This window comes from Microcoleus sp. D2_18a_D3, assembly GCF_036702455.1.
Classification (GTDB): Bacteria; Cyanobacteriota; Cyanobacteriia; order Cyanobacteriales; family Microcoleaceae; genus Microcoleus.
Genome location: NZ_JAUBTK010000013.1, coordinates 52,874 through 73,809, shown reverse-complemented (window position 1 = coordinate 73,809; position 20,936 = coordinate 52,874). Strand labels below are relative to the sequence as shown.

The window sequence follows — 20,936 nt, the reverse complement described above, 5'->3', positions numbered from 1 at the left end:
CTAAACAAACTCTACTCAAAAAGCCTCAATAAACTCTTTCACCACACAATAAATATTCCGCAGCAACTGCACCTGCAATTGTGACAACCCTTGCTTAATCTTACCTACCAACTTACCCCAGTTGTAAAGTTCTTCCACACTACGAGACTGCCGAAATTTCCCCTCATAAAAATCTACCCAAAATATCGGTGCTTGATGTTGGCTGATTCTCCAGCGTTTCCGCCACCGAATGCAGTCTTGCAGTGTCGGCGGTTCGACTCCTAAAATTGGCGGCATATCTGCGTAGCTGACAAATCGACTAATCCCAACTCCCACAACGTGGATGACGTAAGCCCAGCAGCGAATGTCCCGAATCTGTTCTGGCTTGACTTTCAAGACTTTGGCAACTGCTTCTGTGGTGACAAAGCGAGCAAGTGGATTTATTTGCTTGGCTTCTGAGTTTTGTTTTGGTATCATGGTTGGTGACTCGGTGACTCCGACTTGTTTGGGGTGACTGCGACTTGTTTGGGGTGAATCCGACTTGATTTTGGGTGAATCCGACTTTTTGTTGGTGAATCCTACTTTTTGTTGGTGAATGCCAAATTGTCGGTCATTTGAATAAATAGCTGTTCGCTCTTCAGTTTTCGAGGCCGGGGGGCGATCGCTATTTATGATGTAAATATTTTAAGACCAATACTGGCCTATTGTCAAGAATGGGATTGATTAAGTTGCGGATTCGAGAGCTGGCTGCCGAGAAGGGTTGGACTTTGACAGAGGTTTCTGAGCGATCGGGAGTTCACTACAGCACGCTTAAGAATTATGCTCGTTCGCCCGGGTTAGCAACGGTTGACGTTACTCATTTGCAAAAATTAGCTCGAACTTTTGATTTGTTGATTGAAGATTTGTTTGATGTTGTGGAAGATTAGGCCCCGGGAGTGCGGTTGCGGTGGTCGGCGCTTTATATCTCATAATATACTATAGGTGAAATTTCACCCTAATGTCAAGAGGCGAATTGGTTAAATTGCGGATCAGAGAGTTTGCTGCTAGGGAAGGCTGGACGCTGAAGGAAGTAGCCGATCGCTCTGGAGTATCCTACAATACTGTTAAAAGTTATGCCCGATCGCCCGGTATGGCAATGGCTGACATCGGTGCTCTGCTAAAATTGGCGCGGACGTTTGATGTGTCGATCGAAGAATTGTTGGATTTTGTGGAACAGTAACAAATTACACTTAAAATAAACCAGCGCTACCAGCGCCAACCAGTTCGACCTCGCAGGGACGATCGACTGTGGGCCCAAGTAATAAATGCGAGAGTTGGCGGATGGGACAGGGCGAGGTCAGAAAGAGATGATATATTCTCAGCGGCAATTGTAGCTGTTCGATCGCCCATATCGGTCTACAATTTGTAACGTTGAGCCTTATTGAAGTGCAGGAGTGGAGCTGGCTTGGATAACGCTAGTCTGTCAAGAAAACCCCCGCAAGCCTCGGAGCTTGTCGCCGACGAAATTCCAGAAGCAGTGCGAGATCACCCATACCCCGAAGCAGGGCAGAGTCAGTCTAAGAAAAAAGGGCTGATTTGGAAACTGCTAGGGTTGGCCGCACTAGCCTTTGGGGTCAGCATCTGGCTGCACCTCAACTTTAACTTGTTCCCAGCCACCAGTCAGGCAGAGCAAACTCAACAAAACCCAGCAACGGTGAGTTCGCCGTCTCCGTCTGTCCCAAGTCCAGCTACCACCCCCAAAGTCCCCGCAATCCCAGAAAACCTGCTGGGCCACTTGCCGTACCCAGAAGCACCAGCAAAAGACTTGGTAAGCGTCACCCCCGACGGTAGCGTCAAACTCCGCTCCTCAGCAGCAGCAAAATATCAGGAAATGGTCAACGCCGCGGCAGCATCAGGCATCTATTTCGCTCCCATATCCGGCTTTCGCTCCCTGCAAGACCAACAACACGTATTTTTTGACGTGAAAGCCGAACGCAGGCAAAACGCCAGCAAGCGAGCCGAAGTCAGCGCTCCTCCAGGTTACAGCGAACACCACACCGGTTATGCGATCGACATCGGCGACGGCACCGCCCCGGAACACAACCTCAGCCCCAGTTTTGAAAATACCGAAGCATTCAAGTGGTTAGAAGCGAACGCCGTCGCCTTCAGCTTTGAAATGTCATTTCCCAAAAACAATCGCCAAGGCGTCAGTTACGAGCCTTGGCACTGGCGGTTTGTGGGCGACAAGCAAAGCCTCGAAACTTTCTACAAAGCTCATTCCATGAAAAAGTAGAGGGAAGTTCGGCAACGGATTCTGTAACGGATGTAACGGATGTAACGGATGTAACGGATGTAACGGATGTAACGGATGTAACGGATGTAACGGATGTAACGGATGTCAGGAAGAAGGAAGAAGGAAGAAGGAAGATTTTCCACATCTCCGGCTTTGCCACTCTCCCACTCTCCCACTCTCCCACTCTCCCACTCCCCCACTCTCCCACTCCCCCACTCTCCCACTCTCCCACTCTCCCACTCCCCCACTCCTCCACTCCCCCACTTCGTTGAGCCAAACTCGTGATTGCAATCTATCCAGGCAGCTTTGACCCCATTACCTTCGGTCACGCAGACATTATTGAGCGGGGATCTAAACTGTTTGACCGGGTAATTGTTACCGTAGTCAGAAACCCCAGCAAAACCCCTCTCTTCACCGTAGAGGAACGGATCGAGCAGATCCTGCGCTCTACCCAACACTTGCCAAACGTAGAAGTAGACAGTTTTGAGGGTTTGACAGTAAACTATGCTAAGATTCGACAAGCCAAAGTGCTGCTGCGGGGGCTCCGGGTACTAACAGATTTTGAAATGGAACTCCAGATGGCCCACACCAATAAAACCCTTCTGGGCGAAATTGAAACAGTTTTTTTGGCAACTTCTAACGAGTACAGCTTTTTAAGTAGTAGTGTAGTTAAAGAAATAGCCAAGTTTGGTGGCTCCGTAGATCATCTTGTTCCGAAACACGTCGCCCTAGATATTTACAAATGTTACGCCAGCAGGAACCAACTCGCATCGAACCCGACATTACCGGACGCGGCACTGAGAACGAATCACCTCAGAACACAGCCGCCTTCGGAGATCCCACCCGAACCGCAGGAGTAGACATCCAGCGGGAATTGAACAGGCTTGAGGAAATTGTTCTCGACAGCCCGCGAATTCCCATGACCAGACGCACTCTGGTGGATGAAGAACAGTTGCTCGATCAGTTAGACTTGGTGAGGCTAAATTTGCCGATCGCCTTTCAGGAAGCCGAGACGATCATCCGGCACAAGGACGACTTGCTTCAAGAGGCGGAACTTTACGCTCAGGAAGTGATAGAAGCAGCAGAACAGCGAGCTGCAGAAATTTTAAACGATATGGGCTTGCTCCAGCAGGCGAAGATAGAAGCAGATCAGTTGCGGCAGCAAGTTTTGCTCGACTGCGAGGCAATTCAGCAGGCCACGCTGGCAGAAGTCGAACAAATTCGCTACCAGGCTCAAGAGGAATTGGAAGAGATGAGAGTCAGGGCGATGGCTGAATGCGAGGAAATTCAAAACGGAGCCGATGATTATGCCGACCAAGTGCTCGATAATATCGAGCACAAGCTGAGCGATATGCTGCGCGTGATCCGCAACGGGCGCGATCAGTTGGATAGTGTTTCTGCGTCGCACATCCCTCACAACAACGGTTAGCCCACAGTGAACTCAATGCTTGAACATTTCTAAAAGTCTACCTAATTTAGGTAGATTTTTTTTCGCAATAGTCTCTATAGTCTTGATTCCTCAGTCCCAGCACTCGGTGACTTATTTTTTTTTGCCGAGATAAGTTTTGTGAAGATAGGCGCAAATATAAAATTTTATGCTAGAGTTTGGTGAAAACTGATCAGACAAAAAATTCCTAATTAAATTCAAATTTTTACAATCTAATTGTTACCATGCAAAAAGTTTCTAATCGGTTCGCTGAATTTGATTTGATCCGAGCTTTAGCTATCGTCAGTGTGGTGATTACTCATGCGGGGTTCTTTACATTTCGCGATACCAGAATTCTATTTGTCGCGATCGATACATTTCAACTATTTTGCGTACCTGCATTTTTACTGTTGAGCGGTTTTTTTCTCACCAACAAACTGGAAAATCAAAATAATCCCGCACTGGTAGTCAAAAAAAGACTGTCAAAAATTATACCGCCTTATCTGTTTTGGTCAGTCGCTGTGTACATATTAAATAATTTGGGAGAAATCGAAAAATTTGATTTACTTTCATTACTCAGAGATATCTTGACGGGTTCAGTGATTCCTCCCTATTACTTCATCGTTGTGATTATTCAATGCTACGGCTGGTGGTGGCTTCTCGTGAAATTAAGATTTTTAGAACCCAGAAAAGTTTTGGCTTTGGGGTTAACAATTCAAACAATTTTTACAATCTTCTTCTACTTAACCGCTTTCCAATACATATCAATACCTCTACCTTTGATGGAGCGCTGGATTTTCAGTTGGATTTTGCCATTTTCAACGGGTCTATTTTTGGGCAGCTCCTATGACAGAATTCAACCCGTTCTCGAACGAAAAAAATTGCCAATTTTAGGAGCAACGCTCCTTTTTTATCTAGCTAGCATTTGGGAATATTACCTGATAAGTGGAGTTAATTCGGATGCCTGGTTTTTCCGAGCGTTTTTTAAACTATCTGCTCAAGGATACGCAATTTTGTTCGTATTATCGATCCTCGCATTTTCTAAGAGTATCGCACTTCCCAGTAAAGTATCTGGGTTAGTCAAAATATTGGCTGCTTACTCATTCCCTATATATCTCCTGGATTCGACTGTACTGAAATATGTGTTGTTAGTGTTTTATAAGTTTATTGACCCGGTAAATCCGCTGCTGAAGCTCGGCTTTTTAGTTACGGGGACTTTGCTAGGTTGTTGGGCGATTATTTACCTGTTGGAAAAAGTTTTGCCAAAAAATTACAGGCAGTACATTTTGGGAATTTAATCAAATTTTGTGTTTCAGCGGATGTCTTCATAAAACTGCTTGAGATACCTTGGGGAAACGCCAAAACCCCACAAAAAACCAATCGAAAGATAGATCGCAATAGCTTTAAATTCGCCCCAATTCGCAACTCGACGATCGCTACTTTCCACCACCCGATTGACTAACTGAAGTCTCCCCCGTCGCACTAACTTCAAACACAAATCCGCTTCCTCCATAATTGGCAGCGCGGCATCAAAACCCTCGCATTCCCAAAAATCGGTACGGCGACAAAAAATAACTTGGTCGCCAAACAGCAGGCGTAATCCTTTTAAAAATAAATGAGGTCGAAATAACAGTGGCGCGTAATAAGTTTTCAGGTAATTGTGGAGGGAAAAACCCCATCTTGTTTGCTGCGAACCAGCCATCAGGGAGATAAACCCGCCGCCGGCAATTTCGGCATCGGACAATGTTTTTTGGATGACTGCTACAATGTCGTCGGGAACTAAAGTATCGGCGTGGAGAAAGCACAGAATTTCACCGGTGGCGACTTGGGCACCTAAGTTCATTTGCAGGGAACGTCCGGCTATACTGCTAGAAATAACGCGGATGCCGGCGGAAAGTGCGATCGCCACTGTTTCGTCTTGACTGCCGCCGTCTACCACCAACACTTCCCAAGCGGGAGGATTAAGAATGCTGAGTTGGCGGAGGGTGCGTTTCAGACAAGTCGCTTCGTTAAGGGCTGGGATGATAATAGAAACGCGATCCATCTTGTTGAAATTTGTGCCAGAGCTATTATAATAAACAACTGTGGCGATTCACAACTTACGAGAAAATAGAACTTACGCGCACAGATTCAAAAACCCGGTGTCTGCCTGTGAACTCGTCACAAAACCTCCGATTTTTTACAGAAATTGGATTTTTTGGCGTCAGTCCTATAAAATCACGCAAAAGTGCGATCGCCCTATATATTTTCCACTAATCAGGACTGAGAAAATCGTGCAGAAAACAGAAGTAAAAAATGATTTAGAATTTTATGATGAAAATGCCGATAATTGGTGGGACGAAAATGCTAAAATTTATGCCTTATACCATCTCAACAAACCCAGATTTGAGTTTTTTGACAGACACGCGACTAATTGGCAAGGGCTGAAAACCTTAGATGTCGGGTGCGGCGGTGGCTTTTCTTGCGAGTTTATGGCCGAGAGAGGCGCTATTGTTTCTGGAATAGATCGATCGGACAAATGTATTTTAGCAGCTCAAAATCACGCATTTACCAGCGGTTTCGAGATTGACTACAGGCAAGGTTTTGCCGAAAATATGCCCTACGCGGACAATACCTTCGATGTGGTAATTTGCGTGGATGTTTTAGAACACGTTGCAGATTACAAACAAGTTGTGTCAGAGGTTCACAGAATTCTCAAGCCCGGAGGAATGTTCTTTTTCGATACCATCAACCGAACTTTTTCCTCGCAAGTGGTGATGATTGGCCTGATGGAAAATATTTTGCAAGAAATTAGGCGGGGGGTTCACGATTGGGAAAAGTTTATTAGCCCGGAGGAACTGTCTGCGGTAATGCGAGATACGGGTTTTGGGAATATTGAAATTAAAGGTTTTGATATGTTTGGAGAAATGGGTTCTGTTTTAGCCCAGATGCACGGTTTTTGGGGTGATTTTACACGCGGAAAGCAGTTGTTTCCTTCCGGGGCAGTTTTCAAACAAGCGGCTCAACTTTTAACAGTTAATTTCGCTAACTATATTGATTACAAAAAGTCTGGGTTGTTTAAAATCCAAATCAATGAGGATACGTCGATTATGTATGTTGGCGTTGGGGCGAAGAATTAGTCAGTTAATTGTTGACTCTTGTCATTAGGGGCGGGTTGGAGACGGATTTTTGCGATCGACAAATCCCGCTAAAACCCGCCTCTATTGCATTTTTTAGGGTACGCACGCAGCGGTACACCTTATCCTGTGGAGTGCAATACACATATTCCGTGGGGACACCACGACGCCTTATCATTACTGTATTGCGGGCAATTGAGAATTGCTATCTTGGCGATCGCACGACAAACCTAAGCCTCGGTTGAGGGATACTGAGTATCTATCGAATTTTAATGATTCGCCCCAACTCCTCAAATAGCGATCGAGCAAGCATATATACTTAAATGTTAGGGCGGACAGAGTGGCATCGCCCCTACCGATTCACAATTTATCAAGAATTATGCCAGCAAGTTTTCTGCCAAAATCGATCGCACAACTCACAGAATCTACCTCAATAGCCTTAGCCCAAAGCATTCAACGGGAAGCAATTACAACTCCCCTATCTTCTGAGCCAATTACCACAACCTACGTGCGCCAAGGCAGGGGCCAAACACCGATTTTGCTACTTCACGGCTTCGACAGTTCCTTATTTGAATTCCGCCGCCTGTTGCCGCTGCTAGCTGCCGAAAATGAAACTTGGGCGGTTGATTTATTGGGTTTTGGCTTTACAGAAAGAGCGGCAGGTTTGGCATTCAGCGCGAGGGCAATTGAAAGTCACCTTTACTATTTTTGGAAAACGCTAATTTCGCAGCCTGTAATCTTAGTCGGTGCTTCAATGGGAGGTGCAGCCGCAATTGATTTCACTCTCAATTATCCCGAAGCTGTAAAACAATTAGTGTTAATAGATAGCGCAGGTTTTGCCATCAGTTCTAATAAGGGAAAGTTTTTAATTCCTCCTTTAGGATATCTGGCAACTTCATTTTTACGCAATCCCAAAATTCGCCAGCGAATTAGCGTCAATGCTTATTTCGATAAAAATTTGGCTTCTCTAGACGCTCAAACTTGTGCTGCTTTACATTTGGAAATGCCCAACTGGAATCAAGCTTTAATTGCGTTTACCAAAAGCGGCGGTTACGGTGGTTTTGGGGAAAAATTATCGCAAATTCAGCAGCAGACGCTGATTTTGTGGGGAAAACAAGACCGGATTTTGGGGACGGCGGATGCGGAAAAGTTTGCAAGGGCGATCGCAAATTCTCAACTAATTTGGATACCCGACTGCGGGCACGTTCCCCACTTAGAAAAGCCACAGATTACCGCGCAGCATATTTTAGAATTCATCACAAAAAGCGGACTCACGCAAAAAAATTAAACCTAGGGTGCGCTGCGGCGCACCTTACATATATGTTTTCCCTGGCACATTTGGTATAGTTTGAGGTCAAATAGACAGGTTTCAAACTTTCGGTAAATACTTTTGTACTATCGTCCATCCTGTGAGCAACACAGTCACAAATCCCCCAGCCAAGGCCAAATTAGTGCCGATGTGGAGGGGACGCGCCCAAGGATGTTTAGGACCAATTTGCAGCCCGCTTCCAACAGAAACCAACACCAAAGCCACAACAGCTAACCCCGCCGGTAAATGAGCCGAGTGACCCAAATTGCCGTAGTGTCCTAGCGTACCGACTACACCAATTCCCAGCAGTAAAATTACCAAAGTTGCCATCCCCGCACCAGTCGCCACATGGAAAGGACGCAGCCATTTTGGGCGCGGTTGTTTGGTATTCCTAGTGGCAAACATCCACGTTCCAGTAACGGCCAGCAACAGGTAAGCCAACAGGGAAACACCCATTGACCAAGCCGCTATTTTCCACAACCACAAGAAAGAAGGCAGATTCATCGGTTGCATCCCTAATTAGGATTTTCCACAAAAGGTTTCTTTCCGATTTTACCTGGACTTGAAAGCAAAAATAAATTATTTTGAGATAAAGTGCGATCGGACTATCCACAGATTGCATCAGTCTTACCTTGAAGTCAAACCCACTTTCTCCGATACTCAGCTTAATTTACGCTAGAGATTTGTGGCTCACCTTTTTAGGAGCCACCTTTCCATTCTAGCTGGCTGGTTTTGCTCTCCATGAAAGGCATTTTATAAAACCCTAATTTTTGTTCTAAGATTAATCGGAAAAAAGGCAGACCTTCAATCAAATATCTTTTCCACAACCTTCTCGGTTCACTTAACAATCGGTACGCCCATTCTATGCCGACTTCGCTCATCCATTTGGGAGCTCTGGCTTTGGAACCAGCTTCAAAATCAATGGTTGCACCTATCCCTAAGAAAATTTTGACGTGTGTAAATTTGCTCCTGTATTTAACCAGCCACTTCTCTTGCTTGGGGGACCCCACCCCTATTGCCAGAACTGTCGCTCCTGATTTATTGATCGCGTCAATTATTGTTTCACATTCTTCCTCATTTTTTTCAAAGCCAAAAGAAGGAGAAAGTGCTTCAACCACTATTTCTCTACCAATTTTTTGGTTAATTTTTTCCTGGGCTTTCCTAGCAATACCTTCAGCAGCTCCTAGCAAAAATATTTTAATCTTCTCGTTATCTTTGTGATACATATAAAATGCAGGAAACAAATCCGAACCTGAAATTTTTTCTTTGAGAGGAGTACCCAAAAACTTCGAGGCATACATCAATATTTGACTGTCGCAGACTCTATAACTAGATTTATTGTAAGCTTCATAGAAGTCGCGGTCATACTGCAACTTAATCAAGTGGTCTACATTTGGTGTAAATACAACACCGCCTTCGCAGTCGAGTTTTTCAAACAACTCTGTTATTGAGAAGTTATCTATCGAGACATTCAATAAATTAACTGTTTTCATGTATTATTCCCTTCCTGCTTTATATTAAACTACAACTCAAACTATTATAACCCACAATACAGTTTCGTGTTTTCACTGCTTGGGCGCTTCAGTGAACATACTTTTCTCAGTATATCCTCGTACACCCTACCTGTCCAGTCAGGATTTTTAAAGATTGTGTAAAGAATCAGCTAGTTTGAGAAAAAGTGTATAAAGCCAATTTTTCATTTTACAACTCGCAACACAGTTTCAATAAAAAAGCCATCCCGTGCTAATACTTGTTGAAGCACGGCCAATGAATGTAAAAAAGAGTTTATGAGATTAAAATTTTCACCGAGTGACAAATATCTCGCAACTTCCGAACTGGATTTGATACAAAAGTGGTAGATTTTTTAGTTTTTGTCTCCTGGGAAGGCAAGATAGTGTCAAGCTTGAAGTGAAGCGGCTCGCCTTCATGAAAATCATCCTGATTTTTGGTGAACTAGCGACTGTCTTCTTGGTGGCGAAGTGGTTTTCTTGGTCTTAAGACTTTCTGGAGCTTTTAAGACCAGACCCGATATTCCTCCAGCAATCATCGCAAAAATCGGGTTAGTCATAGCGTTCAAAACACAGTCAAACACGTACATAGTTAAGGCTACTACTAGGGCGGCTGCGGGTGCTACTTTGGGATTAGACCAGGTTCTGGCGGGATACTTGGACAGGCAAAAGACGATAACAGGAAGTAACAAAGAAGAAAATAAACTAGCTAAACCGACTGCACCGTTGGTGCCAAATGCAATAATCCATAAGCTGTCGGTGACCGAGATATCATTACCGTACCCGTCGTACACGCGGTTTCCGCCGGAATCGCCCCAGCCAAAAAGAAAGCTTTGCCGCGCTTTTTCCCCCAAAATCTCTTCCATGTCAAATCTAAACTTCAGAGAGGCGGCTCGTTCTTCGCCAAATATTTGAGTGATGAAGTCAATCACGTCTTTGCTAGAAAATTGACCCGATGCAGCTAGGTACAGATAAAACACTATATATCCAATTATGAATAGTAGGGGCAAAGAGGTGCGAAACCACTTGGCAGAGAATAATACGATCAACGCGAATACAAATAAACTGTAGGCGCCAGTCGAACGGCACAGGAAAAAAGCGATAGTTAATATAATTGCTAAAGTCTTGATGTTGCGACCCTGAAACTTTTTGAGCGTCCCAGTTTGCCAAAGCCAAACTGCAATTAAGGCGGCTGTCATCATCCACAGGCCCACCATCAAACCGTGCTGCATAAATACTACCGGTCTCCACCCCCCCAAACGCCTTGCTTGACCCCAGTCCTCAAAGGCATTGACGCCGTAAACCATTTGGTGCAGAATTGGGCCCCTCACCCCTTCAATTAAAGTAAAAGGCATGTAGGCCAACCCACCTGCAAAAATCCCGATCGCCAATTGTCGCAGCCCGTCTAAACTACCCACATACAAGCGTCCTAAAAAATAAGGCAGACCCCAAGCAACGATTTGGTTGAGAGTCGGAGAAATCGGGCTGCCACCATTACTAAGTTGTGAAACGATTGGGCACAAACAGTAAATTACCATTGGCAAATCCAGCCAACCGGGCTTAAAAGATGTGAGGCGCGCAGTATCGTAGATAAGAGTCCCCAGCAAAATGCCATAGCAAGCTGCAGAGATTTTGGTATACGCTGGCAATGAGGGGATGGGATAAGAAGCTTGTGGCAAAAAAAGCCACGCTGCTACAAAACTTATAATTACCGCCCGCTGAGCCGGAAACCTCACAAACAGGTAAAAAACGAGTGGAATAAAGCCGAACATAGCAAGTGGGATTAATGCAACCATAAGTCTTTTTTGGCAGTAAAATTGTAGAAAGACAACTCAAATTTCCCGATAAAAATTGTCGCTTAAACGCTCGCCCAACCCCAATCTTTTCAATCAACCTCAATTTTACGTCTTGTTCGTTAATTGTGCTTGACGTTCCAAAGCAGTGTATAGTGCCGCCTCGAAGAGATTAGTTGCATCCTCCCAAGAATAATTTATTACCGTCTCCAAAGCAGTCTCGGACATTGCGCGCCATTCGGCATCAGGCAAGTGACAAATCTGCTCGATCGCTTTTGCCATATCCTCTGGGTCTTCTGGCTTGACAAGTATGCCACCCCCGCCAGCAAGTAGTTCCGGAGCCGCACCAGCAGGAGTGCCGATGACTGGAGTGCCGCAAGCCATAGCTTCTAAAATTGGCAAGCCGAAGCCTTCGGAGCTGCTGGCAAACAGCCAAGCATCGCATTTGCTGTAAAATTCTTTTAGTTGGTCTTGAGTAGGTGCTTTATTATACTCAGTACCCGGGGGCAGAAAATTGGGAGGAGGAGTATCGCCGGAACCAAAGGCAACTAAACGAAGGTTAGGAATTTTTTCAGCAGCTATTGAGAAAGCTTTCAGGGCCAGAGCGCAGCCTTTCCAAGGAGTTGTAGTATAGTACATCCCGACTGTGGGAACTAATTGCTTGCCTCGCGGCTGCTTCGCTCGCGACTGGGGGTCGTAAAACTGTTTGGTGTCCACGCTGGGAGGGACGAGAGATACAGACAAATCGCCGTATTTATTCCGAGCTATGTCGGCCAGCCACTGGGCCACAGCGATTTTGTGCATCGGCAGCAGCCAAGTTGCCTCTACTCGACCTTTTGGTAGGTAGTCAAAAGCCTCATAATGTTGGAGAAAATATACTTTCGTTCCTTTGCTGGGAGAGAGTTTTGCCACCCACTCGGCAGTTTCCCACCAAGTAGCCATGACAATATCGGCATCAGGTACGTCCACATCGGTAATTGGGCGGTTGGTTTCGAGAACTCGACTTTCGACCTCCACTTTATCAAAGTGAGACTTTGGTGTCTTGGGAGGGGACTCCCAACTCCTACCCCTCAGCAACGAGCGCAATTGTTGGATCAAAGCCGGTTGCCACGGGGGTTGAGAGACGATAAATATTTTGTGTCCTCGCTTTTGCAGCAGTTCTGTGTAAATAGATAACACCCTCATGCCACCTGTAAGACCAAGGGTAGGAAGGACAAAAGTAATTTTCATGAGTAGATGCTGAAGATTGATACTGGTTAAAACTCCTCCATAACAAAAACTTCGCACTTACCAGCCTCTGTTTGCCTTTTGTGGGGGGTGCGGCTTTCTGCAGGAGGGATCGTCACTTGATAGTCAAGCCGATCTTACTTTGTCGTCAGGGACTTTTCCCAATTACAAATGGGCAGATGTTTGACGACAAGACAAGTTTAACCGGTAACGGAGCCAGCCTTAAAACCTCCGTTGCCCTCTGGTTCAGATTTTGGCAGATCAATTTATAACCAGTATTCCCTCGTCGCTGCAGTCAGAATTCGTCTCTAGACTGCTGGGTAGAAAACAGGATATGGGCGATTTTAGTTTTGGCAGAAGCACCCCACCAAACGATATTGAGTTTCTGCTGAGAATGCCGCCCCACAGCGAGTGGCTAGCGCAGAATTTCAAATGGCTGCAGTTAGCAAACCGGAATTGGTGGGTTTGCCACTACTGGGTCGGCATAGGGAGAAAAGGAATCTATGTTAACCTCGCGCTGCTTAGATTTGTCTACAGCAACTTTCAATGCCGCTTCAAAATGAGCCGCGGCATCATCCCAAGTATAATTGTTCACCTTGGCATAGGCGGCTTCGGACATGGCTTGCCACTTGGAATTTGGCATCTGACAGATACGCTCTATGGCTTTTGCCATTTCTTCGGGATCTTCTGGTCTTACAAGTATGCCAGTACCGCCGCTCAAAATTTCAGGAGCAGCGCCTGCGGGGGTACTGATGACGGGAGTGCGACACGCCATCGCTTCGATAATTGGCAAGCCGAAGCCTTCTGAGCGGCTCGCCAGCAGCCAAGCATCGCATTTGCTGTAATAGTCTTTGATTTTGTCTTGGTCGGGTTGAATTACATACTCGGCATTGGCCGGTAAGGGCAATTCCGAGGAGGGGGCCCCTGTACCGAAGGCAACCAAACGCAGGTTGGGGATCTTTTCTGCTGCTAGGGAAAAAGCTTTGAGGGCGATGTCGGTTCCTTTCCAGTAGATTGTAGAGTACATTAGGCCAACTGTAGGAACCGATTGTTTGTTGCGAGGACCGGCGTAAAATTGCTTGGTGTCCACGGTAGGAGGAGCTAAGGAAACTTGGTCATCGCCATATTTAGTCCAAGCTAGGTTAACTAACCACTGAGAGATCGTAATTTTGTGCATGGGCAGCATCCAGGTTGCTTCTACTCTTCCTTGAGGTAGATAGTCAAAAACTTCGTGGTGCTGGATAAAATAAGCTTTGGCTCCTTTGCTGGGAGAGAGTTTGGCTACCCACTCGGCGGTTTCCCACCAGGTTGCAACTACTACGTCAGCATCAGGTACATCTTTGTCTTCTACCGGGCGGTAGTGATCGGTAATTTTGTGTTCTACACCTAAGTTATCGAAAAATGAGGGTTCGTTTTCAGGTGGGGAAATCCAACCGCGTCCCCGCAGCAGCGACTTGACTTGCTGGCGCATACTCGGTTGGGGGTGGGGTACAGAGATGACGAACACGGAGTGTCCTCGCTTTCTCAAACGTTCTGCGAAAATAGATATTACTCGTATTCCACCAGTCAGAGACAGAGTAGGAAGAACAAAGGTGATTTTCATTTTTAAGTCCCGCTTAAGACTTTGACTCGCTTTCGGCGCTGCTACCAGCGCTGATGTTAGAGCGCAAAAGGAAAGAGGGGCGGGTGAATATTAATTACCGCTTTCCTAGTGTTTACATAGAATCCAACCGATCGAATGTTCGTAACACCCCAATATCTATCTATCCTAACTTCGCTGTCATTGCAATGATAATAACGATGGATGGGAGCACGGAACAGTTCCCATAGGGATAATTGGCAGGTAAGCGAAAGTTCCTCCTGAAGATAGATACCTCATCAAATAGGAGCTTTGTGCGCGACAAACACCAAGCTAGACAACACCCTCTGTTAAACATAACATCATTTACTCTCCAACAGACAGGAATGTACGGCCAACCGAATATCAGCCAACTTTTAGGGGCATAAAGGTAGCATTAACAACAATACGCAGTAGATTGACATCGCCTTTGGCCAAATTTTATACTGCATTCAATAGGGAAATTCTTACCTTGAGAATGGTGATTTCCCCATCGCTCTAACACATCTAAATATCGATCGGTGGCTGTGATTTTTTGGTAACGGTACGGTCGGTATTGCGTGACATAATATCCTATTTTCTCAAGATGTCAGAGATGGTGGTTTTCTCAGATACCTGCAGGGGCGCGATCGCGCGAATGACCGTTGTGGACGCGCGAAAGAGGGGAGAAAGCCGATTTTTCAAGCGATATCCCTCGCCCTCACTTGTCGTATGTTCCTGAAAAAACCTGCTTGAGGCGTCCACAGTTTGAAAAAATAGGTTGCCCAATCGTGCTACAGAACATAGAGTTTCACCGATATAAATTTAATTAGCTGCCTGAGTTTTAAATGTGTTAATAAAAGGCGATCGCCTGAAAAATTTGCCACAAGAGACTGCCACTGCGGGGCAGAGTATATGTAGCATTCCTGCCCAATTCCTGTCTAAGTAATTACCGTAACAAAACTTATGCAGAAATTATCAAATGACCCTATAAAGATCAAAGGAATACTCAAGGTGGATCGGCCTATCTCGTGCAAACCTTGACTCCTAAGCAGTAGCAGCAGCTTCGTGGTATGTATCAAACGATTTCGCCTACAAAAAATTTGATGTTATGAAAGCATAATTTTTCCTAAGTTGGCAATTCCAGATGACAATCGGTGTGCTCTTGAGGGCCGGGCCGCCGATGCTTGTAGCGATATGTTGGCCAGTTTTCATGCAGCTAAAATTATGCGATCGCAAGCAAAACAAAACCTACAATTCAATGCAGATGGCTTAAGGGAAAGCATCTGCCGGTGGGAAGATATGAACTTCGATTATTGCACAGCATCAGTCAATAGCCGAGTTCGGATATTCCGGCTGCTGAAGAATGGATTAGTTTCACAGTCAGCGATACTGGAATTGGAATGAATACAGAGTAAATTGAGAGAGTATTTCAAGCTTTTAGGCAAGCGGACGAGTCTACTACTCGCCGATACGGCGGTACGGGTTTGGGATTGGCAATCGCCCAGAAATTCTGTCAGATCATGGGGGGAGATATTAGTCGGGAGAACGAGTTGGGAAAAGTGTCAATTTTTACTGTATAATTGCCGACGATAGTCGCTGAAAAAGCAGCTAGTTAAAGAGGATTTGCCAACCAATAATTGCCAAGGCCAAATCTGCGATCGCGTGGCTGATATAACTCGACCAAAGCGAACGGTAAGTCAGATAAGAGTGCGACCAAATTATCCCGGCGGTGAAGACAGCTAAGGAACCTAAGATCACAGCCGGCCAGTCGCTGTAAGCTGCTATTACAAAAATGTGGTGGATCGTGAAAAATAGCGAACTCAGAAATATTGCTTTTGTCCCCGGTATGAGAATCTGGCACTTGTTGCAGACAAACCACCGCCAAGTAAATTCTTCAATCAGCGAGTTAACCAGCACAAAATATGCTTCTACAATCAAGTAAATAGTAGGGCGGCTAATACCTAATTGGTGCGATTTTTCTTTAGCAACTACAGGATCGATCCACTGCTGGCCAAAAAGGCTATAGATACCCAGAATTACCGCAAACATAAATATTCCCCAAATAGATCCAGCCAGCAACTCTTGGCGTTTGGGTAGGGATAAACTGAGCTTTTCGCGATCGACAAAAACAGACCACGCGATCGGAAAAACCAGCAACCAAACTTGAGACAATACTGACAGTGGTTGTCCCCAGCTTCCAGGGGCAATATACAAGGCTGCTATTATACCAATACTAGCAGCAGGGACAAGCAGTGTTAGAGCCAATAGTGCTTTTTTGCGATCGCCCATATCCAGCATTTTGCACGCTTCCTTTAAAAATAGGATTGAGATCAAAGGAAAAAGCTTGGTGGCGGCGGACAAGTTATACCACTTTCAATAAACAATGCAACTGTAGGCCAGTGTTCCAAACCCTTATGCAGTCAGCCATTCCCAAGTGTTGAATCTAAAAATTAAAATGGTATGAGTTTTGTGCCGCTTATAAAAGTGGCGCTTATTTGTTGCAACCAAAAATATGCAGTTGCACAAAATTGAAGACTCCGCTGCTTTAGCAGTTTTGATTGCAACTAAGTATGTATGCAAGCACAAGTTGATAATCTATTTGCATTTGGGGTTCAAAATACAATAATATGATTGAATCCTTCGTAGCTGTGTATTTTGGCTGAATGGCGATCGCAATTGATTTTGGAACTAGCAACACCGTCGTCGCTCGCTGGAATCAAGTCCTCCAGCAGCCCGAAACTTTGAAATTACCGGGATTGTCGGCAATCTCGGCTCAAAATCCGCCCCTAATTCCCAGTTTACTCTACGTTGAGGACGCTGCTCAAAGTAAAGTCATACTCGGTCAGCAAGTCCGCGACAAAGGCCTGGATTTGAGTGGAGATTCTCGGTTTTTCCGCAATTTTAAGCGGGGAATTGGCACTTCTGTTCAGGGTTTTGTGCCGGAACTTGACGGGCAACTTATTACTTTTGAACAAGTAGGTGAGTGGTATTTGAGCCAAATTGTGAGTTCAATTCGCCAACTGCCCTTGCCCGTAGATTCTTTGATTTTTACGGTGCCGGTAGATAGTTTTGAAGCTTACCGCCATTGGTTGGGAAAAGTGTCTCAATCTCTGCAAGTAGAACAGGTGCGGATGTTGGACGAACCTACGGCGGCTGCTTTGGGTTACGGTTTGGCCGATCGCGAAAATCTGTTAGTCATTGATTTCGGCGGCGGAACTCTAGACCTTTCTTTAGTGCGTTTGGACGCTTCCGCCGACAAAAAGCCCCTCGGTTTTATTCTTAAGTGGGGCGAAAAGCTATTAGCTGAATCTTCAGCGCAAAAAACAAAAGTTGCCCGGGTTTTGGCTAAAGCCGGACAAAATTTGGGCGGTTCTGATATTGATAATTGGCTGGTTGACTATTTTTTCCAAACAAAAGGGCTGGCAAAATCTCCGATAACAACGAGATTGGCAGAACGGTTAAAGATTCAGTTGTCTTTAGTAAATCAGGCAGTTGAGGTTTATTTTGATGACGAAAATTTTGAGAGTTACGAATTAGAATTAGACCGAGCTCGTTTTGAATCTATCCTCGCGGAACATCAATTTTTTGACAAACTAGACGACTGCATGAATCAAGTATTGCAGCAAGCGCGGCGCCAAGGCTTAGAAATTGGCGACATCGACGCAGTTTTGCTAGTTGGTGGTACTGTACAAATTCCCGCTGTTGGGCGTTGGGTGCAGCAATATTTCGATACGGCAAAAATTCGCTGCGACAAACCCTTTGAGGCGATCGCCCAAGGTGCTCTGCAACTGAGTCAAGGCATAGAAATCAAAGATTTTCTCTATCACAGTTACGGCATTCGCTACTGGAACCGCCGCGACAATTGCCACAGTTGGCACACTTTAATCAAATCCGGCCAGTCTTATCCGATGAGCGAACCGGTAGAATTAGTCTTGGGGGCTTCTTTAGAAAGTCAGCCAAGTATAGAATTAATTATCGGCGAATTGGGAGCGGAAACTGGCGGCACGGAGATATATTTTGACGGCGACAGGCTAATTACTCGCCAACTCGCGGGCCAAACATCGGTACAGCCCTTAAATGATAAAGAAGGAGCACGCAGCATCGCTCAATTGACGCCGCCTGGGTATCCGGGGAGCGATCGCATCAAAATCTTCTTCCGCGTTGACGAACAGCGCTTTTTACGAATTACCGTGGAAGATTTGCTGACAAATCAAACTTTGTTAGAGGATAAACCAGTGGTGCAGCTAAGTTAAGGATAGACTTTACAGGTAAGGTGCGCTTCGGCGCACCCTACGGATTGCCTTCAAATCAAGTTGTTAAAAGCCGATGAATTATAAACTACAATATCCACTCTCTCCCGAATTAGAAAAGTATCGCGACAGAATCGAAGCTACCATTAAACCTTACATCGAAATTCAAACCCAGAATAATGATGACGTTAATTGGTGGCAGAGTAAATTTGGGGGATTGCCCTATTTACCTAAAGGCTTTGAGTATCCAAAAACTGCTGACGCTAAATATTTATTCTTGCTAGCACAAATCAACTTTTCTGAAGTACCGCCTTTAGATGGTTTTCCCGATCGGGGAATTTTGCAGTTTTATATAGCTGACGATGACCTATATGGTTTAGATTTCGGCAATTACGCCAATGTAGATAATCCCGCAGTCGAGCAAAAATTCAAAATAATCTATTTTCCTCAGCCCGACTTCCAAATTGAAAACATCATTACCAATTATGATTTTTTCCCGCCACCCGAATATTTTCCGGTTGAGGGCTGTTGCAGCTTGCTATTTACTAAAAAATCTGCGCCGATTAGTAAAAATGACTGGCAATTTATCGAAGTTTTAGGAGCGGAATTTAACGATTTATTTATCTACCCTGAAATAGAGGATGAGTATCTAAAAATATCGCCTTACGCGGGTCATAAAATAGGTGGTTATCCTGATTTTACACAAGCCGATGTCAGAGAATATGCTATTAAGGGCGAGGGAGAACAAAAGCCAGAAATTCTTTTATTCCAAATGGATACCGACAGCAATGATACAGTAAATATCATGTGGGGAGACAGTGGTATAGGTAATTTTTTTATTGATGAAACAGCACTCAGACAATTAGATTTTAGTAAGGTTTTATACAATTGGGATTGCTGTTAAAAGCAGCAGTAAAATCAGCAGGTCTAAAAAAAACCTGGACTTATGCACTCCGAATAAAGAAACCGGGTTCTTTACCGAATCTACGGGCTGTAACGCCGTATTTCGCAAAAAAACCCGGTTTCTGACCACCATAAGTTCTAATAATGTTCGACTAAGCCCGATGCCCGATGGCCAATTCCCTAAACCTGAGATTTGTGCACCACCACGGGTGTTCCCACCGAGGCCCATTCAAATAGCCATTTAGCGTGATTGACAGCTACATTTGTGCAGCCGTGAGTAACGGGATTGCCAAACAAATTGTGCCAGTAAGCGCCGTGAATTGCCATGCCTCCGTCATAATACATTGTATAGGGAACGTCGGGCACGTCATAGTCCGGCCCAGTCATTCTAGTAACGCGGTGTTTGGTTTCAACGGCAAAGGTTCCCGTGCGGGTGGGAGTGGATGATTTGCCGCTGGAAATAATCACCGCGTAAACGGGTGTATTTCCTTCCCAAGCTATTAACCTTTGTCTTGACAAATCTATTTCAATCCAGCGTTCGCTGGATTGCTGCAACAGCATAATTTTATTGGCAATTGTGTTGTGCTGTTCGCTGGCAAATGCGGTCATTGAACCGCCGCAGAATGTAGCAAAAGTGAGGGCGCAGCCGGCACAGAAAGTTCCAGCGCGGCGGAAGTAAGTGGAGTTGATAATGCTGTTCATTTCTCACACCTGGTACTATTTTAGATTTTAGATTTTAGATTTTAGATTGGCTTGTCCTATTTTAGATTTTAGATTTGAAATGTTGGATTGGAAAGAGGGCTTAACAAGTTGTTAAAGTTTGGGCGAGAGTTTGGGCAATTTGGACGATCGCGCGCCAATCGCGATTTTCCACTAAGTGTTTAGGAAATAAGTCTCCGGCTAAACCAACGGCGATCGCCCCGGCGTCAATAAATACTTTGGCATTTTCCAGCGTCACCCCGCCAGTGGGAATTAAAGGAATGTTTCCCAGAGGGCCTTGCAGGCTTTTCAGGTAAGCTGCGCCTCCCAAAGCCGATATCGGAAACACTTTAACGCAGGTAGCGCCTGCTTGCCACGCCGTCACAATTTCCGTAGGAGAAAAAGCACCGGGGACGATCGGCACTCCGGCATCAACTGCTGTTTTAATCATAGTTAAATCGGTGTGGGGAGTAAACAGAAATTGAGCGCCACAGTCTATTGCTTGCTGCAACTGTTCTAAGTTTAATAAAGTGCCAGTGCCAATACTAAAAGTAGGGAATTCCGAGCGGAGTTCGGCAATCAATTCAGCGGCTTTGTGGGTGTTCCAAGTAATTTCAATAAACTGGATTCCTCCGGCTGCTACCGATGAAGCCATGTGCCGAGCGAGTTCTTTTTCGGAGGAACGGATGACTGCGATCGCCCGGTGTTTTTTTAGTAGTGTCAACCAAGATAGATGATTCATGCTAACTGATTTTGCCCCCAGATAATTCAATACAGTTCAGATCGGAAGACCGAGCGGTTGAAACCGCGTCTATACAAACAAAACCCACCTCCGTGGGTTTCCCAGGGGGCGG

At 45.3% G+C, this 20,936-nt stretch carries 23 protein-coding genes and 1 pseudogene; 13 read left to right on the top strand and 11 right to left on the bottom strand.

Features of this window, described 5'->3' with window-relative positions; genetic code table 11:
* Window positions 1-15: 15 nt before the first annotated feature.
* Entirely contained in the window at window positions 16-456 is a 441-nt protein-coding gene (locus tag QUB06_RS08865) for a hypothetical protein (RefSeq protein ID WP_333434987.1), read from the bottom strand.
* Window positions 457-692: 236 nt separating this feature from the next.
* On the opposite strand from QUB06_RS08865, the gene QUB06_RS08860 reads away from it, so the two are divergent.
* On the top strand, window positions 693-905 hold the full coding sequence (locus QUB06_RS08860) for a helix-turn-helix transcriptional regulator (protein WP_333055443.1): 213 nt from the start codon (window positions 693-695) through the stop codon (window positions 903-905).
* A gap of 71 nt (window positions 906-976) precedes the next feature.
* On the top strand, window positions 977-1,198 hold the full coding sequence (locus tag QUB06_RS08855) for a helix-turn-helix transcriptional regulator (protein ID WP_333102590.1): 222 nt from the start codon (window positions 977-979) through the stop codon (window positions 1,196-1,198).
* 26 nt (window positions 1,199-1,224) lie between these two features.
* Here QUB06_RS08855 and QUB06_RS08850 read toward each other — a convergent pair whose 3' ends face one another.
* Window positions 1,225-1,368 (bottom strand): hypothetical protein, encoded by a 144-nt coding sequence (locus QUB06_RS08850; RefSeq protein WP_333434986.1) that lies wholly within the window; start codon window positions 1,366-1,368, stop codon window positions 1,225-1,227.
* 55 nt (window positions 1,369-1,423) lie between these two features.
* On the opposite strand from QUB06_RS08850, the gene QUB06_RS08845 reads away from it, so the two are divergent.
* From QUB06_RS08845 to QUB06_RS08825, 5 genes are all read left to right on the top strand, one after another.
* Window positions 1,424-2,251 carry a M15 family metallopeptidase gene (locus QUB06_RS08845; RefSeq protein WP_333434985.1) on the top strand — a complete coding sequence of 276 codons (828 nt, stop codon included), beginning with the start codon at window positions 1,424-1,426 and terminating at the stop codon, window positions 2,249-2,251.
* The gene (locus QUB06_RS08840; protein WP_333434984.1) at window positions 2,179-2,523 is read left to right on the top strand and encodes a hypothetical protein; all 345 of its coding nucleotides are present in this window, start codon (window positions 2,179-2,181) and stop codon (window positions 2,521-2,523) included. Before QUB06_RS08845 ends, QUB06_RS08840 begins: the two co-directional genes overlap by 73 nt.
* Before the next feature lie 9 nt (window positions 2,524-2,532).
* The gene (gene coaD / locus QUB06_RS08835; RefSeq protein ID WP_333434983.1) at window positions 2,533-3,111 is read left to right on the top strand and encodes a pantetheine-phosphate adenylyltransferase; all 579 of its coding nucleotides are present in this window, start codon (window positions 2,533-2,535) and stop codon (window positions 3,109-3,111) included.
* Window positions 2,994-3,680, top strand: a complete 687-nt coding sequence (locus QUB06_RS08830) for a DivIVA domain-containing protein (protein ID WP_333434982.1) — start codon at window positions 2,994-2,996, stop codon at window positions 3,678-3,680. The genes coaD and QUB06_RS08830 overlap by 118 nt, the downstream gene beginning before the upstream one ends.
* Before the next feature lie 242 nt (window positions 3,681-3,922).
* A complete protein-coding gene (locus tag QUB06_RS08825) occupies window positions 3,923-4,975 on the top strand; it encodes an acyltransferase (protein WP_333434981.1) in 1,053 nt (350 codons plus the stop codon).
* A 14-nt stretch (window positions 4,976-4,989) separates the two neighbouring features.
* On the opposite strand, the gene QUB06_RS08820 is transcribed toward QUB06_RS08825, so the two are convergent.
* Complete coding sequence (locus QUB06_RS08820; RefSeq protein WP_333434980.1) at window positions 4,990-5,721, bottom strand: TIGR04283 family arsenosugar biosynthesis glycosyltransferase; 732 nt, start codon at window positions 5,719-5,721, stop codon at window positions 4,990-4,992.
* Between the two features lie 229 nt (window positions 5,722-5,950).
* Here QUB06_RS08820 and ubiG point away from each other — a divergent pair, with 229 nt between their 5' ends.
* Together ubiG and QUB06_RS08810 are read left to right on the top strand one after the other, a co-directional pair.
* A complete protein-coding gene (gene ubiG, locus QUB06_RS08815; protein WP_333434979.1) occupies window positions 5,951-6,796 on the top strand; it encodes a bifunctional 2-polyprenyl-6-hydroxyphenol methylase/3-demethylubiquinol 3-O-methyltransferase UbiG in 846 nt (281 codons plus the stop codon).
* Between the two features lie 376 nt (window positions 6,797-7,172).
* Window positions 7,173-8,081: an alpha/beta hydrolase gene (locus tag QUB06_RS08810; RefSeq protein WP_333434978.1), complete on the top strand. Its 909-nt coding sequence runs from the start codon at window positions 7,173-7,175 to the stop codon at window positions 8,079-8,081.
* A gap of 81 nt (window positions 8,082-8,162) precedes the next feature.
* Here QUB06_RS08810 and QUB06_RS08805 read toward each other — a convergent pair whose 3' ends face one another.
* The 5 genes from QUB06_RS08805 to QUB06_RS08785 form a co-directional block, all read right to left on the bottom strand.
* Complete coding sequence (locus QUB06_RS08805; RefSeq protein ID WP_333434977.1) at window positions 8,163-8,606, bottom strand: DUF4079 domain-containing protein; 444 nt, start codon at window positions 8,604-8,606, stop codon at window positions 8,163-8,165.
* 194 nt (window positions 8,607-8,800) lie between these two features.
* On the bottom strand, window positions 8,801-9,595 hold the full coding sequence (locus tag QUB06_RS08800) for a WecB/TagA/CpsF family glycosyltransferase (protein ID WP_333140852.1): 795 nt from the start codon (window positions 9,593-9,595) through the stop codon (window positions 8,801-8,803).
* Between the two features lie 440 nt (window positions 9,596-10,035).
* Window positions 10,036-11,406 carry an O-antigen ligase domain-containing protein gene (locus QUB06_RS08795; protein ID WP_333288572.1) on the bottom strand — a complete coding sequence of 457 codons (1,371 nt, stop codon included), beginning with the start codon at window positions 11,404-11,406 and terminating at the stop codon, window positions 10,036-10,038.
* A gap of 105 nt (window positions 11,407-11,511) precedes the next feature.
* Window positions 11,512-12,633, bottom strand: coding sequence for a glycosyltransferase family 4 protein (locus tag QUB06_RS08790; protein ID WP_333318056.1), 1,122 nt, complete (start codon window positions 12,631-12,633; stop codon window positions 11,512-11,514).
* A gap of 439 nt (window positions 12,634-13,072) precedes the next feature.
* Window positions 13,073-14,233, bottom strand: coding sequence for a glycosyltransferase family 4 protein (locus QUB06_RS08785; RefSeq protein WP_333434976.1), 1,161 nt, complete (start codon window positions 14,231-14,233; stop codon window positions 13,073-13,075).
* A 1,128-nt stretch (window positions 14,234-15,361) separates the two neighbouring features.
* On the opposite strand from QUB06_RS08785, the gene QUB06_RS08780 reads away from it, so the two are divergent.
* Together QUB06_RS08780 and QUB06_RS08775 are read left to right on the top strand one after the other, a co-directional pair.
* Window positions 15,362-15,634, top strand: a complete 273-nt coding sequence (locus QUB06_RS08780) for a hypothetical protein (RefSeq protein WP_333434975.1) — start codon at window positions 15,362-15,364, stop codon at window positions 15,632-15,634.
* A pseudogene (locus QUB06_RS08775) lies at window positions 15,589-15,810 on the top strand (ATP-binding protein); the annotation flags it as partial. The gene QUB06_RS08780 and the pseudogene QUB06_RS08775, both read left to right, overlap by 46 nt.
* Window positions 15,811-15,838: 28 nt before the next feature.
* Here the strand turns inward: QUB06_RS08775 and QUB06_RS08770 are convergent.
* The gene (locus QUB06_RS08770; RefSeq protein WP_333434974.1) at window positions 15,839-16,528 is read right to left on the bottom strand and encodes a type II CAAX endopeptidase family protein; all 690 of its coding nucleotides are present in this window, start codon (window positions 16,526-16,528) and stop codon (window positions 15,839-15,841) included.
* Window positions 16,529-16,893: 365 nt separating this feature from the next.
* Between QUB06_RS08770 and QUB06_RS08765 the strand changes: the two genes are divergently transcribed.
* Together QUB06_RS08765 and QUB06_RS08760 are read left to right on the top strand one after the other, a co-directional pair.
* Complete coding sequence (locus QUB06_RS08765) at window positions 16,894-18,483, top strand: Hsp70 family protein (RefSeq protein ID WP_333434973.1); 1,590 nt, start codon at window positions 16,894-16,896, stop codon at window positions 18,481-18,483.
* A gap of 73 nt (window positions 18,484-18,556) precedes the next feature.
* Complete coding sequence (locus QUB06_RS08760) at window positions 18,557-19,384, top strand: DUF1963 domain-containing protein (RefSeq protein ID WP_333434972.1); 828 nt, start codon at window positions 18,557-18,559, stop codon at window positions 19,382-19,384.
* Between the two features lie 179 nt (window positions 19,385-19,563).
* On the opposite strand, the gene QUB06_RS08755 is transcribed toward QUB06_RS08760, so the two are convergent.
* Entirely contained in the window at window positions 19,564-20,085 is a 522-nt protein-coding gene (locus QUB06_RS08755) for a L,D-transpeptidase (protein WP_333434971.1), read from the bottom strand.
* Between the two features lie 100 nt (window positions 20,086-20,185).
* A complete protein-coding gene (locus QUB06_RS08750; RefSeq protein WP_333434970.1) occupies window positions 20,186-20,824 on the bottom strand; it encodes a bifunctional 4-hydroxy-2-oxoglutarate aldolase/2-dehydro-3-deoxy-phosphogluconate aldolase in 639 nt (212 codons plus the stop codon).
* Window positions 20,825-20,936 lie beyond the last annotated feature (112 nt).

Coding starts and splice junctions, on each gene's coding strand:
- QUB06_RS08785 (WP_333434976.1), bottom strand. CDS start 14,233: ATGAAAATCACCTTTGTTCTTCCTACTCTGTCTCTGACTGGTGGAATA.
- QUB06_RS08760 (WP_333434972.1), top strand. CDS start 18,557: ATGAATTATAAACTACAATATCCACTCTCTCCCGAATTAGAAAAGTAT.
- QUB06_RS08800 (WP_333140852.1), bottom strand. CDS start 9,595: ATGAAAACAGTTAATTTATTGAATGTCTCGATAGATAACTTCTCAATA.
- QUB06_RS08810 (WP_333434978.1), top strand. CDS start 7,173: ATGCCAGCAAGTTTTCTGCCAAAATCGATCGCACAACTCACAGAATCT.
- QUB06_RS08790 (WP_333318056.1), bottom strand. CDS start 12,633: ATGAAAATTACTTTTGTCCTTCCTACCCTTGGTCTTACAGGTGGCATG.
- QUB06_RS08755 (WP_333434971.1), bottom strand. CDS start 20,085: ATGAACAGCATTATCAACTCCACTTACTTCCGCCGCGCTGGAACTTTC.
- QUB06_RS08770 (WP_333434974.1), bottom strand. CDS start 16,528: ATGCTGGATATGGGCGATCGCAAAAAAGCACTATTGGCTCTAACACTG.
- QUB06_RS08865 (WP_333434987.1), bottom strand. CDS start 456: ATGATACCAAAACAAAACTCAGAAGCCAAGCAAATAAATCCACTTGCT.
- QUB06_RS08860 (WP_333055443.1), top strand. CDS start 693: ATGGGATTGATTAAGTTGCGGATTCGAGAGCTGGCTGCCGAGAAGGGT.
- QUB06_RS08850 (WP_333434986.1), bottom strand. CDS start 1,368: ATGGGCGATCGAACAGCTACAATTGCCGCTGAGAATATATCATCTCTT.
- QUB06_RS08820 (WP_333434980.1), bottom strand. CDS start 5,721: ATGGATCGCGTTTCTATTATCATCCCAGCCCTTAACGAAGCGACTTGT.
- QUB06_RS08765 (WP_333434973.1), top strand. CDS start 16,894: ATGGCGATCGCAATTGATTTTGGAACTAGCAACACCGTCGTCGCTCGC.
- QUB06_RS08795 (WP_333288572.1), bottom strand. CDS start 11,406: ATGGTTGCATTAATCCCACTTGCTATGTTCGGCTTTATTCCACTCGTT.
- QUB06_RS08825 (WP_333434981.1), top strand. CDS start 3,923: ATGCAAAAAGTTTCTAATCGGTTCGCTGAATTTGATTTGATCCGAGCT.
- QUB06_RS08830 (WP_333434982.1), top strand. CDS start 2,994: ATGTTACGCCAGCAGGAACCAACTCGCATCGAACCCGACATTACCGGA.
- QUB06_RS08805 (WP_333434977.1), bottom strand. CDS start 8,606: ATGAATCTGCCTTCTTTCTTGTGGTTGTGGAAAATAGCGGCTTGGTCA.
- QUB06_RS08750 (WP_333434970.1), bottom strand. CDS start 20,824: ATGAATCATCTATCTTGGTTGACACTACTAAAAAAACACCGGGCGATC.
- QUB06_RS08855 (WP_333102590.1), top strand. CDS start 977: ATGTCAAGAGGCGAATTGGTTAAATTGCGGATCAGAGAGTTTGCTGCT.